Origin of the sequence: Solwaraspora sp. WMMD791, assembly GCF_029581195.1 — a bacterium.
Lineage (GTDB): Bacteria > Actinomycetota > Actinomycetes > Mycobacteriales > Micromonosporaceae > Micromonospora_E.
This window is the reverse complement of sequence record NZ_CP120737.1, coordinates 4,274,813-4,292,483: the sequence shown is the minus strand read 5'-3', so window position 1 is coordinate 4,292,483 and position 17,671 is coordinate 4,274,813. Positions and strand designations below refer to the sequence as shown.

12 protein-coding genes are annotated in these 17,671 nt (G+C 71.6%); 11 read left to right on the top strand and 1 reads right to left on the bottom strand.

The annotated features are described in order from the left end of the window. The first annotated feature begins 78 nt into the window (after window positions 1–78). From O7623_RS19030 to mycP, 5 genes are all read left to right on the top strand, one after another. Window positions 79–615, top strand: coding sequence for a sigma-70 family RNA polymerase sigma factor (locus tag O7623_RS19030; protein ID WP_282224375.1), 537 nt, complete (start codon window positions 79–81; stop codon window positions 613–615). A 188-nt stretch (window positions 616–803) separates the two neighbouring features. Next, window positions 804–2,501, top strand: coding sequence for an RICIN domain-containing protein (locus tag O7623_RS19025; protein ID WP_282224374.1), 1,698 nt, complete (start codon window positions 804–806; stop codon window positions 2,499–2,501). Continuing rightward, window positions 2,483–4,162, top strand: coding sequence for a S8 family serine peptidase (locus O7623_RS19020; RefSeq protein WP_282224373.1), 1,680 nt, complete (start codon window positions 2,483–2,485; stop codon window positions 4,160–4,162). The genes O7623_RS19025 and O7623_RS19020 overlap by 19 nt, the downstream gene beginning before the upstream one ends. Before the next feature lie 135 nt (window positions 4,163–4,297). Next, a complete protein-coding gene (locus O7623_RS19015; protein WP_282224372.1) occupies window positions 4,298–5,065 on the top strand; it encodes a zf-HC2 domain-containing protein in 768 nt (255 codons plus the stop codon). A gap of 11 nt (window positions 5,066–5,076) precedes the next feature. After that, window positions 5,077–6,291, top strand: coding sequence for a type VII secretion-associated serine protease mycosin (gene mycP, locus O7623_RS19010; protein ID WP_282224371.1), 1,215 nt, complete (start codon window positions 5,077–5,079; stop codon window positions 6,289–6,291). A gap of 4 nt (window positions 6,292–6,295) precedes the next feature. Here the strand turns inward: mycP and eccCa are convergent, their stop codons facing one another. Further along, window positions 6,296–10,264, bottom strand: coding sequence for a type VII secretion protein EccCa (eccCa, locus tag O7623_RS19005; protein ID WP_282224370.1), 3,969 nt, complete (start codon window positions 10,262–10,264; stop codon window positions 6,296–6,298). Between the two features lie 176 nt (window positions 10,265–10,440). On the opposite strand from eccCa, the gene O7623_RS19000 reads away from it, so the two are divergent. The 6 genes from O7623_RS19000 (at window position 10,441) to O7623_RS18975 (ending at window position 17,670) form a co-directional block, all read left to right on the top strand. Then, window positions 10,441–11,328, top strand: coding sequence for a hypothetical protein (locus O7623_RS19000; protein WP_282224369.1), 888 nt, complete (start codon window positions 10,441–10,443; stop codon window positions 11,326–11,328). A 26-nt stretch (window positions 11,329–11,354) separates the two neighbouring features. Continuing rightward, window positions 11,355–12,752, top strand: coding sequence for a type VII secretion integral membrane protein EccD (gene eccD / locus O7623_RS18995; protein ID WP_282224368.1), 1,398 nt, complete (start codon window positions 11,355–11,357; stop codon window positions 12,750–12,752). Window positions 12,753–12,766: 14 nt separating this feature from the next. Beyond that, window positions 12,767–14,170 (top strand): type VII secretion protein EccB, encoded by a 1,404-nt coding sequence (gene eccB, locus O7623_RS18990; protein WP_282224367.1) that lies wholly within the window; start codon window positions 12,767–12,769, stop codon window positions 14,168–14,170. Between the two features lie 119 nt (window positions 14,171–14,289). Next, window positions 14,290–14,616, top strand: coding sequence for a type VII secretion target (locus O7623_RS18985; protein ID WP_282224366.1), 327 nt, complete (start codon window positions 14,290–14,292; stop codon window positions 14,614–14,616). Window positions 14,617–14,656: 40 nt separating this feature from the next. Beyond that, the gene (locus tag O7623_RS18980; RefSeq protein ID WP_282224365.1) at window positions 14,657–14,953 is read left to right on the top strand and encodes a WXG100 family type VII secretion target; all 297 of its coding nucleotides are present in this window, start codon (window positions 14,657–14,659) and stop codon (window positions 14,951–14,953) included. A 137-nt stretch (window positions 14,954–15,090) separates the two neighbouring features. After that, on the top strand, window positions 15,091–17,670 hold the full coding sequence (locus O7623_RS18975) for a hypothetical protein (RefSeq protein ID WP_282224364.1): 2,580 nt from the start codon (window positions 15,091–15,093) through the stop codon (window positions 17,668–17,670). The last annotated feature ends 1 nt before the right edge of the window (window position 17,671 follow it).

Genomic DNA, 17,671 nt, shown 5'->3' with positions numbered 1-17,671 from the left:
TCGGGATACCACCCACGAGTGGTGAACTTTCGGTGTGAGTGAGCCGTCTTGGCTACTGTGGATCCGGCCACGAGGCGCGTGCCTCCCAGCGGTTCGTCGTCTGCCCCGGCAGATGAGGACGCGCTGAAGGTCGCCTACGAGACGCACGGCCCGATTCTGCTGAACTACCTGCTCCGGCTGAGTGGTGGCAACCGCGCCATGGCCGAGGACGTTCTGCAGGAGACGTTGGTGCGCGCCTGGAACCACCCGGAGGCACGGACAGCCGACGGCCAGTGGACGCGCGCCTGGTTGTTCACCGTGGCACGCCGGATCGCCATCGACCACATCCGGTCGAGCCAGGCCCGACCGACCGAACGCCTCGACGAGCAGTTCGAGGACCGGTACGCACTGGTCGACGACACCGAGCAGTTGCTCAACCGGCGGGAGGTGCGCGCCGCGGTCACCCGCCTGCCGCAACGCCTCCGTGATGCGTTGATCGAGATCTACTTCAAGGGCCACACGGTGGCCGAAGCCGCCCGACACCTGTCGGTGCCGGAAGGCACTGTCAAGTCCCGTACCTTCTATGCGTTGCGTGCCCTGCACGAGGACCTCACCTCGCGCGGGTTCATCCGCTGAGGACCTTTGGCGGGCACCGGGAATTTCCCCAGAGATCCGAGCGAATCGTGAACCCGCCCGAGGTTCACCCCGTTCACAGAGCACATGCCGGTGGAGGGAAGCCAACCGTGACAACGAAGCCTGCACCCCAGCCCCAGCCCCAGCCCCCGTCCGACGTCGCGTCGGAATCCGTACCCAGATCCCGGTCGGTGCTCGGGCGGGCCTGGCGGTCGCTGCGGACCACCCGACAACGCGTCGAGGCAGGGGTGGCCTTCACCGCGGCGGTGGCCTGCATCGTCGCCGCCGGCCTGCAGGTCGGGCCGGCGCTGGCCGAGACCAAGATCGAGGGTAAGCCGGTGCCGCCGGACGTGCTGGCGGCGATCGTCATCGGGACGACCGCCTGCCCGACGCTCACCGGCCCCCGCCTCGCCGCCCAGCTGATGGCCGCCTCGGAGTTCGAACCCCAGGCCCGCACCCCGTACGGGGAGGGCCTCGCGGGCATGGACGCCCAGCAGTGGCAGGAGTGGGCGCCCTGGGTGTCGGCCCAACGTGACGACGTGCGGGCCAACGTACTCGCCATCGCGCACCGCACCTGCGCGGCCGTCGGGCAGGCCCGGTCGGTGGGCGTCTCCGGCGACCTGTGGAAGGCGGCCGTCGCCGCCGAGCGGGTCGACATCCAGCAGGTGATCGACGCGGACGGGGTGCCCGAGCAGGCCCGGGAGCATGTCGACACCGTCGTGGGGTACGCGAACTGGTACGCCGACCAGCCGCAGTTCGCCGGGGCCGACGAGGCGGCACCGGCCGCGTCGCCCGCCTCGACGACCGCGCCGGTCACTGTCCCCGAGGAGTACGTCGAACTGGTGCACACCGCCGGTAACGTCTGCCCGGACGACGTCTCCGCCGCGCAGATCGCCGCTCAGTTGATGGCGGTCTCCGGGTTCGACCCGAACCTCAAGGGCGACCAGGGCGGCCAGGGGATCGCCCAGTTCACCGAGGCCATGTGGGACCAGTACCGGCCGTCGCGGTCGGCGTCGGTGTGGGATCCGGTGGCCGCGATCCCGGCGCTGGGCAGCGCGATGTGCGATCTGACCAATCAGCTGTCCAACATGAAGGTCGAAGGTACGGGGTCCTACGAACTGGCGCTCGCCGCGTACCAGTGGGGCACCACCGCGGTGCGGGCCGCTGGTGGCGTGCCGCGCCAGGCCGCGATCCCGCAGCTTGTCGACCTGGTGGCCGGCTACGTCGACGGCTACCTGGCCGACGAGCGGTTGGTCAAGCCCAGCCCGTCACCGTCGGCGAGTCCGTCACCGTCGCTGTCGCCGAGCCCGTCGCCGAGCCCGTCGGGGTCGCCGCAGCCGGGCCCGGGTCCGACCACCACCGGCCCGCAGCCGTCGTCGTCGCCGACCGTCGCGCCCAAGCCGCAGGCACCGAAGACCACCGCGCCGCCCGCCACGGTCTGGGATCCGACGGTCCGGTACCAGTTCACCAACGTGCTGAGCGGCAAGATCATGGAAGTACCGGGCCTGGACGACACCACGATCGCCGGGGTGACCGTGCAACTGTGGCGCAACAACCGGGGCAAGGACCAGCACTGGCACATCATCGAGGCCCCGGATCCCGGCTGGGTGGTCATCAAGAACGCCTTCAACCACAAGGCGCTCGGCATCATGGACGCCTCGGTCGACGACAACGCCAAACTGATCCTCTTCGAACCCAACCACAACGACCACAACCAGCAGTGGAAGCTGGAGCGGCGGGCCGACGGCAGCTACAACATCCGCAACCGGCACTCCAACAAGGTGCTCGACATCCTCGGTGACGACATCAACGGCAGCGACGGGACGCCGATCAACCAGTGGACCTTTCAGGATCACGCCGTCGATCAGCGATGGACCCTGAGCAGGTGATGCGGCCGCCGGGCGCGACCATGCCCCGGGTCACGAGCAGGATCGCGACGGTGCTCGTCGTGGTCCTGCTCGCGGCCGTGACGACGGCAGGGTCGGCGCGCGCCGACGAGAAGGTCGTCTACTACACGGTGGCGGCGTCGTACGAGGGCAAGCCGGAGACCCTCGGCACCATCGCCCACCGGCTGCTCGGCGACAGCGCGCGGTCCACCGAGGTGTACAACCTCAACGTCGGGCGGCGCCAGCCGGACGGCACCGCGCTGACCGATCCGGACTCGCTGCGCGCCGGCTGGTACCTGGTGATGCCGTGGGACGCCGCCGGACCCGGCGTGCGGCGCGGCGTACTGCCGACCGAGCCGCCGCCGGCGTCCGACCCGGCACCGGTCGGTGGCGACCCGCAGGCGTCACCGGGTCAGCCGGTGAACCCGTCCGTACCGACCCGGCCGGCCACCACCACCGGGCCCGGGCCGTCGGCCGGCCCGCAGCCCTCCGCCGGTCCGGGCGGCCGACCGGAGCTGGCCGGCGTCCCGCCCAACCCGGCGCAGGTGCCGACCGCACCGCCGCCGCCGGTCGCCGAGGGTGAGTGCGTCGCGGCGACCGCCGCGAGCGAACCCTCGGACTGGGCGATGGTGCGGCTCGCCGCCGACCTGGCCTGGCCGCACACCCGGGGCCACGGCCAGCTGGTGGCGATCGTCGACTCCGGCGTCGACGGCCGTAGCGAGCAGCTCAGCGGCCGGGTGGCGATCGGTGCGAACATCGTGACCGGTGACGGCCGTGGCGACGTCGACTGCCTGGGCAGCGGGACGGCGATGGCCGGTCTGATCGCCGCCGAACCGGCGACGCCACAGGAGACGTTCACCGGCGTGGCGCCCGAGTCGGTGGTGATGCCGGTGCGGATCGTCATCGACGAGGGACCGGCCGATCCGACCGTGCAGGCGACGGCGATCGAGGTCGCCGTCTCGACCGGGGCCAACGTAATCGCGCTGGGCGCGTACGTCGACGTCACCGCCGCGCCGGTGGCAGCCGCAGTGGCGACCGCCCTGTCGCACGACATCGTCGTGGTCGCCGGCGCACCGGCGGACGACGCGGCCGGCGGCGCGACGGCGGCACCGGACGGACTCATCGCCGTGGGCGGCATCGGCGTCGACGGGATGACGGCGCAGGACTACCTGCCGGGCTCGGTCGACGTCGTCGCCCCAGGGGTGAACGTCACCAGCATCGGCGCCAACGGGACCCGGTCGTTCACCGGCAGCGGCACCCAGTACGCGGTCGCGGCGGTCGCCGGGGTCGCGGCCCTCGTCCGCGCCTCCCACCCGGCTCTGACGGCGACGCAGGTGGCGCACCGGGTGGCGGTCACCGCCGACCGGATGGGCGACGCCGAGCCGGACCCGCGGTACGGCTACGGGATGGTCAACCCGGAGGCCGCGGTCGTCCGGGTCCTGCCGGAGGAGGTGACGCCGATCTCCGGCGGTGCCTCGACGGGTGGCGAGGGTGACAGCGGGGCGGTACGGGTCGTGTTCCTACTGACCCTGCTCGCCGGGGTCGTCCTCACCGGGCTGCTGATACTCCGGCTGCGGCGAAGCATGCGCGAACCGGCGGAGACCGGCGAGGAGCTGGACGCGCAGTGGCCACACCGGCGGCCGACCGCCGCCGCGTCCCAATGAAGCCTTGTCCGCAAGGCGACACACCCCGGTGGTCGCCCGGCGTGAACCTGCCGCGCCTCGATTCCGTTCCAGGAGTGACGTGACGCCGGTGGCCCATGACCGCGCGGGCGACTGGTCGACGGAAGGTGATCGGGCATGGCTGACAGCGGGTGCGGCGAGCCGCAGGTACGCGAAGCGATCGGCCTCTACCAGCTCGGCGCGTTGCCCGACGACGAGGCGAGTGCGGTCGAGCGTCACCTCGGGACCTGCTCCGACTGCCTCGCGGACGCCGAACGGGTGGGCGAGGCGGCGCTCCTGCTGACGCTGCTCTCCGAGGCCGACCGCGACGACCTGGTGGCCGAGTTCGGGGTGCCGTCCGGGGTGCCGTCCGGGGTGCCGTCCGAGGGCGGGGCACCACCGCGTGGTGCCGGCAACCACCACACCCGCCCCGGCGGCTCCGCCGGCCCCCCGACGCGGCCCCGGCCCGGCCGGCGCGGCCCACGCCGGCTGGTCCTGGTCGGTGCCGGCCTCGCGACCGTGCTGTTCCTCCTCGGTGCCATCGTCGTCGGCCAGTCGGCACTGACCGGGCTGTTCGGCGGCACCGGGGCGACGACCCTGGTGGCCGACGCCACCGACGAGGCGACCGGTGCCACCCTGGCCGTGTCGGTCACCCGACGCGGTGACGACGTCGGGCTGCGCGCTGACGTGACCGGGCTCACCGTCGGCGCGCCGTACCGCTTCTACGTCACCGACCTCGACGGGCGTAGCTGGGAACTCGCCACCATCAGCGGCACCGGCCGCCCGCAGGTGGTGACCGCCACCTGTCCGGTCCCGATCGACCGGCTCGCCCGGTTCAGCGTCACCGCCGGCGACGGATCACTCGCGGTGACGGCCACGGTGCATCCGTCCGGGACACCGGACTGACCGTGCCGACGGTGACTGTCGTCCGGGCCCTCGCGGGACTCACCGCCGGGCTGGTCGCCGCCCTGGCCGCAGGAGTCCCGGTGGCGGCGGCACCGGCGCTGCCCGACCCCGGCGACGGGTGCCTGCGGCCACCGGAGAGCATGGAGACCGGCGTCCCCTGGGCCCAGTCCTGGCTGGGGGTGCAGCGGGTCTGGCCGTTGGCCCGGGGTGCGGGAGTCACCGTCGCCGTCGTCGACACCGGTGTCGCCGCGGACAGCCCGCAACTACGCGGTCGGGTCCTGCCGGGCCTCGACCTGACCAGCCCGGGCAACACCCGGGCCGACCGGGACTGTTTCGGCCACGGCACGTTCGTCGCCGGGATCATCGGTGCCGCGCCGACCGACGGGACCGGCTTCCACGGCGTCGCCCCCGACGTGCGGATCCTGCCCGTCCGGGTGGCGAACAGCATGGACGACGGCACCGCCAGGCTGCTCGCGCAGGGGATCCGCGCCGCCGTCGACGGCGGCGCCCACGTCATCAACATCTCCGCCAGCACCACCGCGCCCGAGCAGGGCCTGGTGTCGGCGATCGAGTACGCCGAACGGCGCGACGTCGTGGTGGTGGCGGCCGCGGCCAACCGGGCCGGGCAGGACCAACAGGTGGCGTACCCGGCGGCTTTGCCGACCGTGCTGGCGGTCGGGGCGATCGACTCGACCGGTGCGCTCGCCGCCTTCTCCCAGACCGGGCCCCATCTCGGGCTGACCGCACCGGGTGTGGAGGTGGTCAGCATCGGACCCGGTGGCCCCGGGCACTGGCGCGGTAGTGGCACCAGCTACGCGGTGCCCTTCGTGGCAGGCGTGGCGGCGCTGGTCCGCGCGTACCGGCCGGATCTGTCCGCCGCGCAGGTGCGGCACCGCCTGCTGGCGACCGCCGACCATCCCGCGGTGGCGCTGCCTGACGCCGGCTACGGCTGGGGCGTGGTCAACCCGGCGGCGGCGGTGTCGGCGACGCTCGCCGAGGAGGGCGGCGGCGCTGCGGTGGTGCCGGGCCCCGACGCCCGCCACCCCGCCCTGCCGCCGCCCGACCCGATCGGGCCGACGATGGCCGCGCTCGCCGCCGGTACGGCGGTCGTGCTGCTCGGACTGGTGGCCCTGCTGCGGGTGCTGATACCGGCCGGCCGGGCCCGTGGCTGGCGGTCCGCCGGCGCCACCGTCGACCGCCCGGCGGGTGAGCGGACCGGCGGGTGAATGATCAGGACGTCGGCGGCTCGGCAGCCGGCAACTGCGGCGTCTGCACCAGTCGTACGTTGCGTCGACGGTCGATGTACTGGCCACGGCCCGGCGGCAGGGTCCGGGGCCGGACGTTGCCGAGGAAGCTGCCCTCCTCACGCGGGCAGGAGAAGAGTACCGCCGGCGTGCCCAGCTCCCAGGCGCGGCGCAGCACCGGGTTCATCATCGACCGGCCTGCGCCGGACGTGCTCCGGGCGATGATCAGGTGCAGGCCGACCTCGGCGCCGTGCGGCAGCAGCGGCAACAGTGGAGCCAGTGGTGAGTCCCGGCCGCCCTCGATCAGCTCGAAGTCGTCGACCAGGATGAACAACCGGCCGCCGGTCCACCAGTCGCGTTTCGCCAGCCTGCTGGGCGGTATCTCCGGGCCGGGTAGCCGGGAGGTGAGCACCTGCCCGGCCTCGGCCATCGTCGCGGCGAGCCGTTCGGCCGACATCGAGTAGCCGATCTGATTCGCCTGCGGGATCGCGTCGTGCAGCTCACGCCGGGAATCGCCGAAGACCACCCGGGCCTCCTTGGGAGTGTGGTGCGCGACGACGCTGCGGGCGATGTGCCGCAGCAGGTTCGTCTTGCCGGTCTCGGTGTCGCCGAAGATCAGCAGGTGCGGGTGGGCGTCGAAGTCGTGCCACAGTGGTGCCAGCCGTACGTCGTCGAGGCCGAGCGGGATGCGGATCTCGGCTTCCCGCGACGGCGCGGTGGGTGCCGGCAGTTCGGTGACGAGCAGCCGGTCCGGCAGCAGTTTCACCTGCGGTGCCCGGGGGGCGGTGGGTACGTCGAGCGCTTCGACCAGCTCGGCGGTGGCGTCGGCGAGATCCTCGGTGTTCGGGTCGCCGTCGATGCGGGGCAGCGCGGTGAGGAAGTGCTGCCGGTCGGCGGTGATGCCCCGGCCGGGGATCGCCGGGACGGTCGCCGCGACCCTGCTGTTGACCTCGGACTCCACCGGGTCACCGAGCCGCAGCTCGAAGCGGGTGCCCAGCACGTCACGCAGCCAGGGCCGGATCTCCGACCAGCGACCGGCGGACACCAGCAGGTGGACGCCGAAACCGAGCCCGCGCGCCGCCAGCTCACCGAACCGGTCGTCCAGTTCCTGGAAGTCCTGCCGGGCGGTGTACCAGCCGTCGACGACGAGGAACACGTCACCGTACGGGTCGAGGTCGCGGAACTGCCCGTCCGCCCGGGCACGCCGGTAGCTGGCCATCGAGTCGATCCCGTGCTCGGCGAAGAGCATCTCGCGCCGGGCGAGAAGGTTCGTCATCTCCAGTACGGTGCGGGTCACCTTGTCGCGGTCCAGGCGGCCGGCGACCCCACCGACGTGCGGCAGCCGCGACAACGACGCCAACGCGCCGCCGCCGAAGTCGAGGCAGTAGAACTGGACCTCGGCCGCGGTGTGGGTCAGCGCGAGCGCACAGATCAGCGTCCGCAGCAACGTACTCTTGCCCGACTGGGGCCCGCCGACGATGCCGACGTTGCCGGCGCTGCCGGCCAGGCTGGCCTGCAGCAGTTCCCGGCGTTGCTGGGCGGGCAGGTCGATCAGGCCGACCGGGACGGTGAGCTGCCCCGTCCCGAAACCACCGACCGGCGCGAGCCCCAGGGTCGGGTGGTCGATCAGCGGTGGCAGAAGCTTCTCCAGCGTCGTCGTGTCGGTCAACGGCGGCAGCCACACCTGGTGGGCCGCAGGCCCGTGTCCCCGCAGCACCTGCAGCAGCATGTCGGCCAGGATCGGTGGCTTGTCACCGTCGTCGACCTCGTCGTCGGGTTGCGGACCGGCCGGCTGCTCCGGCCGCAGGTGGGCGGTCCCGAACGGGACCAGGCCGCCCGGTCCGGCGGAGCGCCGTCGCTGGCTCGGCGGTCGCCACGGCCCGGAACAGTACGCCGCCTTGAACCTGATCAGCGTCTGGGTGTCCGGTCGCAGGTAGCCGTTGCCGGGCACGTTCGGCAACTCGTAGGCGTCCGGCACCCCGAGCACGCTGCGGCTCTCCATCGAGGAGAAGGTCCGTAGCCCGATCCGGTACGACAGGTGTGACTCGATGGTGTGGATCCGCCCCTCGTCGACCCGCTGGCTCGCCAGCAGCAGGTGCACCCCGAGGCTGCGGCCGAGCCGTCCGATCATGCCGAAGGTGTCGATGAACTCCGGTTTGCTGCTGAGCATCTCGCTGAACTCGTCGACGACGATGAACAGCGCCGGCATCGGCTCCATCGCGACCCCGTCGGCGCGGGCCCGTTCGTAGTCGCGCCGGGACGGGTAGCCACTGGCCCGCAGGTGCTCCTGCCGCCGGTTCAGCTCACCGGTGAGCGCATCCTGCATCCGGTCGACCAGTTCGAGCTCCTCCGACAGGTTCGTGATCACCGCCGAGGTGTGCGGCAGCCGTTCGAAGCCGAGGAACGCCGCGCCGCCCTTGAAGTCGACCAGGACCAGGTTCAGCTCCTCGGAGGTGTGCCGGGCGGCCAGGGCCAGCACCAGGGTGCGCAGCAGTTCGCTCTTGCCGGAGCCGGTCGCGCCGATCAGCATCCCGTGCGGCCCCATACCGCCTTCCGCCGCCTCCTTGATGTCGAGCTCGATCGGGCTGCCGGTGGCGGTCATCCCGATCGGCACCCGCAACCGCTGCGCCGCCGTCCGTCCCGCCCGGTACCTTGCCGGGTCGAAGGTGTTCAGGTCGCCGAGCGCGAGCAGCCCGGCCAGGTCGTAGTCGGTGGCCAACGGTTCCTCGGTGTCGCCGCCCTGACCGACCCGGTACCGGGCGATGGTGCGGGCCAGCGCCTCGGCGGACGTCACGCTCATCAGGTCCGGCCGGCACAGCGCGCTGCTGCTCGAGGCCCCCAGGTGGTCGAACGAGACGACGTGCAGCTGTTCCCCGGCCGCCTGGATCAGCAGGGTGTGCGGGTGCGTTTCCCAGCCGAGGGCGGTCTGGACGTCGAGCACGATCAGATTCCGGTAGCCGTCGGTGCCCAGGCGGTGGTTGGCCGGCAGCGTCGGGCCGTCGAGGACCAGCACCACGAACGGCTCCATCGCGGTGACCGGGGTGTCCGGTTCGAAGCCGGGCCGGTCCGGTACGCCGAGGGCGGCGAGGAGTTCGTCGAGCTCGTCCGCTTCGGTCACGACCCGCCGACGGGTGCCGGTGACGTCCGGTACGGAGTCGTCCTGGACGTGCGGCAGCCACTTGACCCAGTCCCAGTCGGTGCCGGTGGCGGCGACGACCACGTGCAGGTCCTGTGGCGAGTGCGCGACGGTCAGCTGGGCCAGCATCGCGCGGACGGTGGCGCGGACGGTCCGGCGCTCGCCCCGGAACCCGACCCGGGAGAAGCCACGCAGGTAGAGGGCGATCGGCGCGTCCTGCAGGATGGTGTACGCACGCAGGAAGCGGCGCAGCGCGTGGGCAGCGAGCGGCTCCAGATCGGCGACCGGCTTGCTGCTCGGCGCGACCAGCCGGGTGGTCGAGCGGCGGGCGCCCAGCCCCACCCGCACCTCACCGAAGTCCTCGTGGGAGGTGCGCCGCTCCCACAGCCGCTGGCTCAGCGCCATCGTCCACAGCGCGCCGGGGTGCGGGTGCAGCCAGCGGGCGGCGCGGCGCTCCTCGACGAGCGAGTTGCGCACCCTGCGCCGTACCTGGCCGAGATAGCGCAGGTAGTCGCGGCGTTCGCCGTTGAGCCGGTACTTGTGCTGGCCGGCGTTGCGGATCAGCGGCACGATCATCATCGTCACGGCGGCGAGCACCATGAGGCAGACCCCGACGTACGCCAGGGCACCGGCGTTGGGGCGCAGGAACATCAGGACCATGGCCAGTGAGGCGATGCCCATCGGGGCCAGCATCAGCACCGAGCTGATGCCGCGCTCGGCCGGCTCGGGGATGACCGGCGGCTCCTGCAGGGCGATTTCTTCGACCGGTGCGACGGGACCGGCACGCCGGGCCTTACGCGAGTACGGGACCGTGCCCACGGATGTCTCCTTCGGTGAGGGGTTTCCCTCCGATCGGCCCGGTACGTCGCCGCGCGGGTCTGCGCGCGGGACCACCGTGCCTACCGTCTCGTGGGTGCGGGGTTCGATGGTTTCGCTGGCCAGGGCGACCGAAGACCCGAAGTGAAGACGGACCCACCATAGCAGGAGGGGCGGTCATGACCGAGACACGAGTCGATCCGGACGAGCTGCGCAAGGTCGCCAAGGCAATCGGCTCCATCATGGATGACTACGACAGCACCTTCCGGAATCTGGGCACCATGGATCCCAACGCCGGCAAGTTCGACGTGGCCGAGTGGCTGGAGGATCTGTTCGTCGACCGCCGCGACGCGATCGTCACCCACGCCAAGTATCTGCGGCTGGCGTTCGAGGAGATCAACGCGGGGCTTTACAAGATCGCCGACGCATTCGAGAACGTCGACATGTCCAACGCCGACGCGGTGGCGGCGGCCACCGGGGTGGCGCGCAGCGCCGTCGAGGGCATGGCCGACGCGGAGTTCACCCCGACCATGGCGAAGCTCAAGGACGACTACGACACCGGCGACGACGAGGACCTCGGCGACAAGAAGACGTACTCGATCGAGGACGGCGAGGTCAAGGTCGAGTTCGATCCGGACGAGATCCACGACATGGACGACGCGCTCGAGGTCGACGAACTCGGCAAGGACGACGACGAGGAGATCGACCTCGCCGACGGCGAAACCATCAAGGACGCCGACGACGGCCTCACCCTCGACGTCGATGACGATGATGACGACGACGACGACAATGACGACAATGACGACGACGACGACAATGACGACGACGACGCGCCACCGCCACCGCCGCCACCGACTGGTGAGCATTTCACCCCCCATGAGCCCGACCAGACCGTCTACACGGAATGGGAGGAGAAGCAGGGCCCGCCGCAGCGGACCTACCGTAGCTATCTGATCGACGGCGAGCCGCAGCGCGACGCCGATGGAAGGCAGATCTACTGGTACAACAGCAAGCCGTACATCTACCAGCCCAGTAGGGGCAACAGTTTCCGCAGTTGGACCGAGTGAGCGTTGTCGGGATCGACTGATTCGGCATGGAACGACTGACACGGCAACGCCTCGCGGCTCCCGTCCGGTTGCGGTTCGTGCTGGGCGGCCGGTCGGCGGATCTCGCTCTGCCCGGGGAGACGCCGCTGGTCGACCTGCTCCCGGAGGTGCTGCTCCAGCTCGATCCGGAGGCTGCGGACCGGGGCGCGGAACACGACGGCTGGGTGGTGCAGCGGCTCGGCGGAGCGCCACTTGACGAGGAACGCACCGCCGTCGAGCTGCACCTGCTCGACGGTGAGACGCTGCACTTCCGGCCACGGGCCGAGCAGTTGCCGCCGATCGACTTCGACGACCTGGTCGACGGGGTGGCGGATCAGGCGCGGACCAGTCCGTACCGCTGGTCGGTCCCCCGTACCCGGGCGATGCTGCTCACGATGGGCGCGCTGGCCCTCGCCGGCGGCCTGGGCGTGCTCGGGCTGGACGGACCGGTCGGCATCCGGGCCAGCGTCGCCGGGCTGCTCGCCGTCGCGCTGCTCGCCGCCGCCGGGCTGGTCAGTCGGGCGGTTCCGGACCCGCAGACCGGTACGCTGCTGGCGGCGAGTGCGGCGGCCCACGCGGCGATGGCCGGCTGGCTCGGTGCCGAGTCACTGGCGCCGTACTCCGAGCCGGCGGTCCGGGTGGCCCTGGCCTGCCTGGCGGTGCTGGTGACGCTCGCCGCAGGCGCCGCGCTGGTGGCCGCCGGTTCCCTGCTGTTCACCGCGGCGATCGCGGTCGTCGTGACCGGTGCGGTGACCGCGTTGCTCGCCGCTGTCGGGCCGGTGACGCCGCAGGAGGCCGCCGCCTGCGGACTGGTGCTGACCCTGCTGGTCGCGTTGCTGCTGCCACCACTGGGATTCCGGCTCGGCGGCCTGGCGCTGCCGTTGCTGCCCGGCAAACCGGAGCAGTTGTCGGAGGACATCGACCCGGCACCGTACCGGATGGTGGTCGACCGGGGGTCCGCCGGTCTCGCGTACCACGCGGCGTTGACCGTCGGGGTGGGTGCGGCGCAGGTCGGCTGCGCGGCGGTGCTCGTCGCCCCCGGCGGGCTGTGGCCGATGATCCTGGCGCTGATCGTGGCCGCGCTGATCAGCATGCGGGCCCGGCACCTGAGCGGACTGGTCGCCCGCTGGGCGACGCTGGCACCGGCCATCGCGCTGGTGCTGTTCGACCTGCTGCGGTACGCGGCCGACCGGTCCGACCTGGCCCGCGCCGTGGTCCTTGCCCCACTGGTGGCGGCCGTCGCCGGTGCCATCCTCACCGCCGGCGGCACCCTGCCGGGTCGACGGCTGCGTCCGTACTGGGGTCGCACGGTGGACATCGCGGAGATCGTCCTCGCGGTCGCGTTGATCCCGGTGCTCGGCGCGGTACTCGGGATCTATCCGATGATCCGCGCCTGGGCGAGCTGACGGAGGCACCGCCGATGGAGTCCCGCCGGGATCAGGTCCACGCCTACTTCTACATTCTGGGTCGGCTCAACGCCGGGCTGATGATGGGTCGGCCCGACCCGTACGAGCCGCCCAACCGCCGCCCGATGATCGGCCTGGTGATCGGAATTCTGCTGGCGGTGGTGATCGCTGGCGGGTTCGGCATCTACGGGATCTTCCGGCCAGGGGGTGACGCCTCCTGGAAACGTCCCGGCGTGATCATCGCGGTCAAGGAGTCCGGTGCCCGCTACCTGCTGCTCGACGGACACCTGCGGCCGGTGCTCAACTACGCCTCCGCCCGCCTGGTGCTCGGTGGCGCGATGGACGCCCGCATCGTCCGGGTCTCCCGGCACTCGCTGACCGGGGTGCCGGTGGGAGCGCCGATCGGCATTCCGGGCGCGCCGGACGCGCTGCCACCGGCAAACCGGCTGCACCGTGGATCATGGACGGTCTGCGTACCGCCGCCGTCGCCGGCCGGCGACCCGGCAGTGACGTTGCTGCTGGGCGACCTGGTCGACCCGGTGCCGCTCCGCGACGACCAGGCCATCCTGGCCCGTACCGCCGACGGGCACGTCCATCTGGTCTGGCAGGGCCGCCGGTACCGGCTGACGGCGGCGACCGCGGTGGCGCTCGGCTACACCGCCGTCGCGCCGGTCCTGGTGACACCGGCATGGCTGAACCCGATCCCGACCGGTCGTGACCTGATCTTCCCGGCCGTCACCGGGCGGGGGCAGCCGGGCCCGCCGATCGGTGGCCGGCCGACCCGGGTCGGTCAGGTCTACGAGGTACGCGGCGCGGTGAACGGCACGTCCGAGCAGTTCCTGGTCCGCGCGGATGGTCTGGTCCGGCTGAGTCGGACCGCCGCCGCGCTCGTGTTGGCCGACCCGGCGATCGGGCAGGCCTATCCGGACCGTGCGGTCGGACCGATCCCGGTACGGCCGGACGAGCTGGCGGCGGCACCGGTCGCCGCGACCACGGAGTTCGTCGAGGGCTATCCACCGGATCCGCCGCAGCCGGTGACCGGTGGCGGCGGGCTGCCCTGCGTCGGATTCGACTCGGCCGGTGCGGCCGTGGCGGTGCGGCTCTACCGGGTACCGGCCACGACCGTCGCCGGGGCGTTACCGGTGCCCCGGGCGGCGACTGCGGCCGGGACGGCGGACCGCATCATGATCGCGCCGGGGACCGGAGTGCTGGCCCGCAATCCGTACGCGCCCGGCAACGCGGTGTTCCTGATCTCCGAGTACGGGGTGAAGTACCCGTTGCCACCGGCGGGTGCCGAGGCGCTGGGGTACGGCGGTGCCCCGCCGGTGGATGTCCCCGGTGAACTGCTGGAACTGCTGCCGACCGGTCCGGTGCTGGACCCTTCGGCGGCGCTGGCGAGCCAGGTCTGGGGCGGTTGACGGGGGATATCCCCGCCGGAAGCGGCATCGGGGCGGGAACCGCCGTGTCCGACCGGTCCCGACTGGTTGCATCGACATCGACATCGACATCGCATCTGAAACGGGAGGGAGACACACCCATGGCCGGCAATGCGAACACCACCCTCGATCCAGCGGTGGCCATCCGGGTCGCCAACGACCATCGGTCCACAGCGGACGACATCGATCGACAGAAGAATTCGTTCGACGACGCGGTGAACGTGCTGGACGACGTCTGCGACGGGGCGATGATGAAGGCACTCCGGGAGGCGCGGGACTCCTGGATGTCGGAGGTGAACGCGATCATCGCGGACCTGCGGGAGATGGCCGGGAACGTGGACGGCACCGTGCAGGACTTCGACGAGCAGGACCACGCCAACGCCGGTCAGATCGGCGCTGTCGGCCTGAACATTCTCAAGGACATCTGAGCCGCCCTTCGGTGCGGCCGCCCAACCAGAGGGAGCGCGCGTGGCAGACGACAAGATCGGTTACGACTACGGGGTCCTGCTCGACGGCGTCAGCCGGATGCAGGGCATCAACCGCGAGGTCGAGCAGCTCATCCAGAACCTGTCGAGGGAGACCGGGCAGGCACTGGACACCTGGAGTGGACCGGCGGCGGCGAACTACAACGAACTGTCGGCGCGGATCGAGCGCAACTTCGGCGACATGAACACAATCGTGCACGATTTGGCGAAAGAGCTGAAGATCCGCTCCGACGACATGCAACAGCAGGACATCCGGTCCGGTAACCGGTTCGGCCGGTAGCAGGTCGATTGGCGCCGGGGGCCGGCAGGCACCCCGGCAGCCGTCCGGTTCTGGGGGCCGGGTGGTGTCTCGATGATCGGGTGGGGTGAGCCGTGGCCGTTGGTGAAGTGGGGACCTTCGATGAGAAGAGTCCGCCCATGGGCCAGACCTTTGCGCAGCTCGAGACAATGGACGACGTCGATGATTACATCTCCGACATCATGTCCAAGAGCCGCGACGCTGCGGAGCCGTGGGGTGAAGCCAGCGAGGCGGTGAAGAAGTCCACCACGGCACTCGAGGAGATCCTGGAGGATCTCGCCGACCAGGTGAAGAAACTGACCTCTGGTGATTCACCGGTCTTCGTCGGCGAGGCCGCCACCGCCTTCACCGAGCATGTCGACGAGCTGAAGCGCAAGAGCCGCGAGGGCGTGTACAACGTCCTGGACGGCAGTCGCTACAGCAAACAGGTCGACGACGTCCGGCAGGCGCTCCACGACTTCAAGGAGTCCTACTGGAAGATCCTCGACATCGGCGACAGTCTTCGGGTGGCGTTGAAAGCCGACGCCCGGCGGATGGTCGAGATGATCTACGACGGCGTCCAGGGCGCCGAGAACGAGAAGAACGAGGACATCGAGCGGGCGGAGAAGGCGGCGGTCAAGGCCGCCAACAAGTGGACGCTGTCGAACATCCGGGTCCGGCTCACGGAGTTGTCCGACGAGTACCGCGACATCGGCGGCCGGATGACGAAGCTGCAGATCGGGCTGTTGGAGCCGGTCGACACGACGAGTAACGACCCGCCGGACGACCGGTCGCAGGACAACTCAGATGGTGACGACAAGACCGGTGACGACAAGTCCGGGGACGGCAGCGGCAGTGGCAGCGGCACGGGCGGTGGGATCGGCGATGACCGCGAGGAGGCGTACGACGACGCGAAGGATGCCGTCGACGACGCCATCAACTCCTTGAAGAACGGGGATCCGGAGTACGACGCCGCGCTGGACGACGCGAACAAGGCGGCCCAGGATGCGATCGACGGCCTGAGTGGCGGGTCCGGCGACGGTGTCGGCGGATCGGGCGACGGTGCCGGCGGCTCGGGCGCGGGTTCCGGTCCGGGCAGCGGTGCCGGCTCGGGCGGCGGCCAGAGCGGTGGCGGGTCGGGCGGCGGTGACGATGCGGCAGCGGCCCGCAAGCAGGCATTGGAGGACGCCCAACAGGCCGCGAACGATGCCATCGACGGCCTGGGCGCAGGCGGCGGAGGAGCCCCGTCCGCAGGTTCGGGCGGCTCCGGCCAGGACCCGGCCGCCCAGGCCCGCAACCAGGCGCTGGAGGACGCCAAGCAGGCCGCGAACGACGCCATCGGTGACCTGATGGGGTCGGCGGGGGGTGCACCTGGTGGGTCGCCCGGTGGTGGTTCGTCTGGCGGCTCTCGTGGTTCCGGTTCCGGCGGCTCCGGTCCGAGCCAGGCCGAGCAGGCCCGCAACCAGGCGCTGGAGGACGCCCAACAGGCCGCGAACGACGCCATCGACGACCTGCTCGGCGGTGGCGCGGGCACACCCCCGCCGACGACATCGACGAACCCGGCGGCCGAGCAGGCCCGCGACAAGGCGTTGGACGACGCCCGCCGAGCGGCCGACGACGCCATCAAGGACCTGTTCGACACCGAACCGACCGGCGATGCCGAGGCCGACGAGGCCCGGCAGAAGGCGCTGGAGGATGCCCGGGAGGCCGCAGCCAAGGCCATCGACGACCTGGCGGACCAGGGTGCTGGCGACGTGTCTCCGGAGACTGCCCGCGAGCAGGCGCTCCAGCAGGCCCAGGACGCGGTCGACGACGCGATCGAAGGTCTGTCCACGGGCGACGAAGCGGTCGACGACGCACTCGACAAGGCCAGGCAGGCGGCCAGCGGGGCGATCGGCGACGTCGGTGGATCGGGCGGCGGTTCCGGGTCGGAGCACGGCGGCTCCGCCGATCAGGAAGAGGCCCGCAACGACGCGCTGGAGGACGCCAAGCGGGCTGCGGCCGACGCCATCGACGACCTGGTCTCCAGCGAGCCGCTCGACGGGGCCGGCGACGGCGACGGTGACGGCACGCAGGACAGGACCGACGCGGACGGCGACGGGATTCCGGACTCGCTGGAGGAGACCCGCGACGACGCACTTGCCGAGGCACGAGCGGCGGTCAGCGACTCGATCGACGAGCTCATCGACAAGGAGTTGGCGGGCGAGGGCGAAGGCGAGACCAAGGCGGAACGTGACGCGCGGGTGGCGGCGCTGACCGAGGCGAAGGAAGCCGTCGACGACGTACTGGACGAGATGATCGACGCCGACGGCGACCATTCGTCCATCGCGGACTTCCTCACCGGCGGCGACGAGGACTCCGACAGCACGACCTCCGACCGTGGCGACGTCGGCGGTGGATCGGGCGGCAACGCCAGCTCCGGTGGCGGGTCCGGCTCCGGTGGCGGGTCCGGTGACGAGGGCGACCGGCCGGCCCCGCTGGAACTGGCGCCGGTGACCAACGGCGCTGCCGCCCCCGCGACGGCCTCCACCGCCATGTCACTGGCACCGATGACGCCGGCCGCTGGGACGGGGATGCCGATGTCCCCGCCGATGGGTGGCGGGATGGGCCAGCAAGGGGACCGGGACCGCGACCGCAACACCTGGCTGGTCGGGGAGGACGGCATGTGGGGCGAGGACGGCAGCGAGGCGGCGTCCAGCAAAGCGTTGGGACGTGACTGAC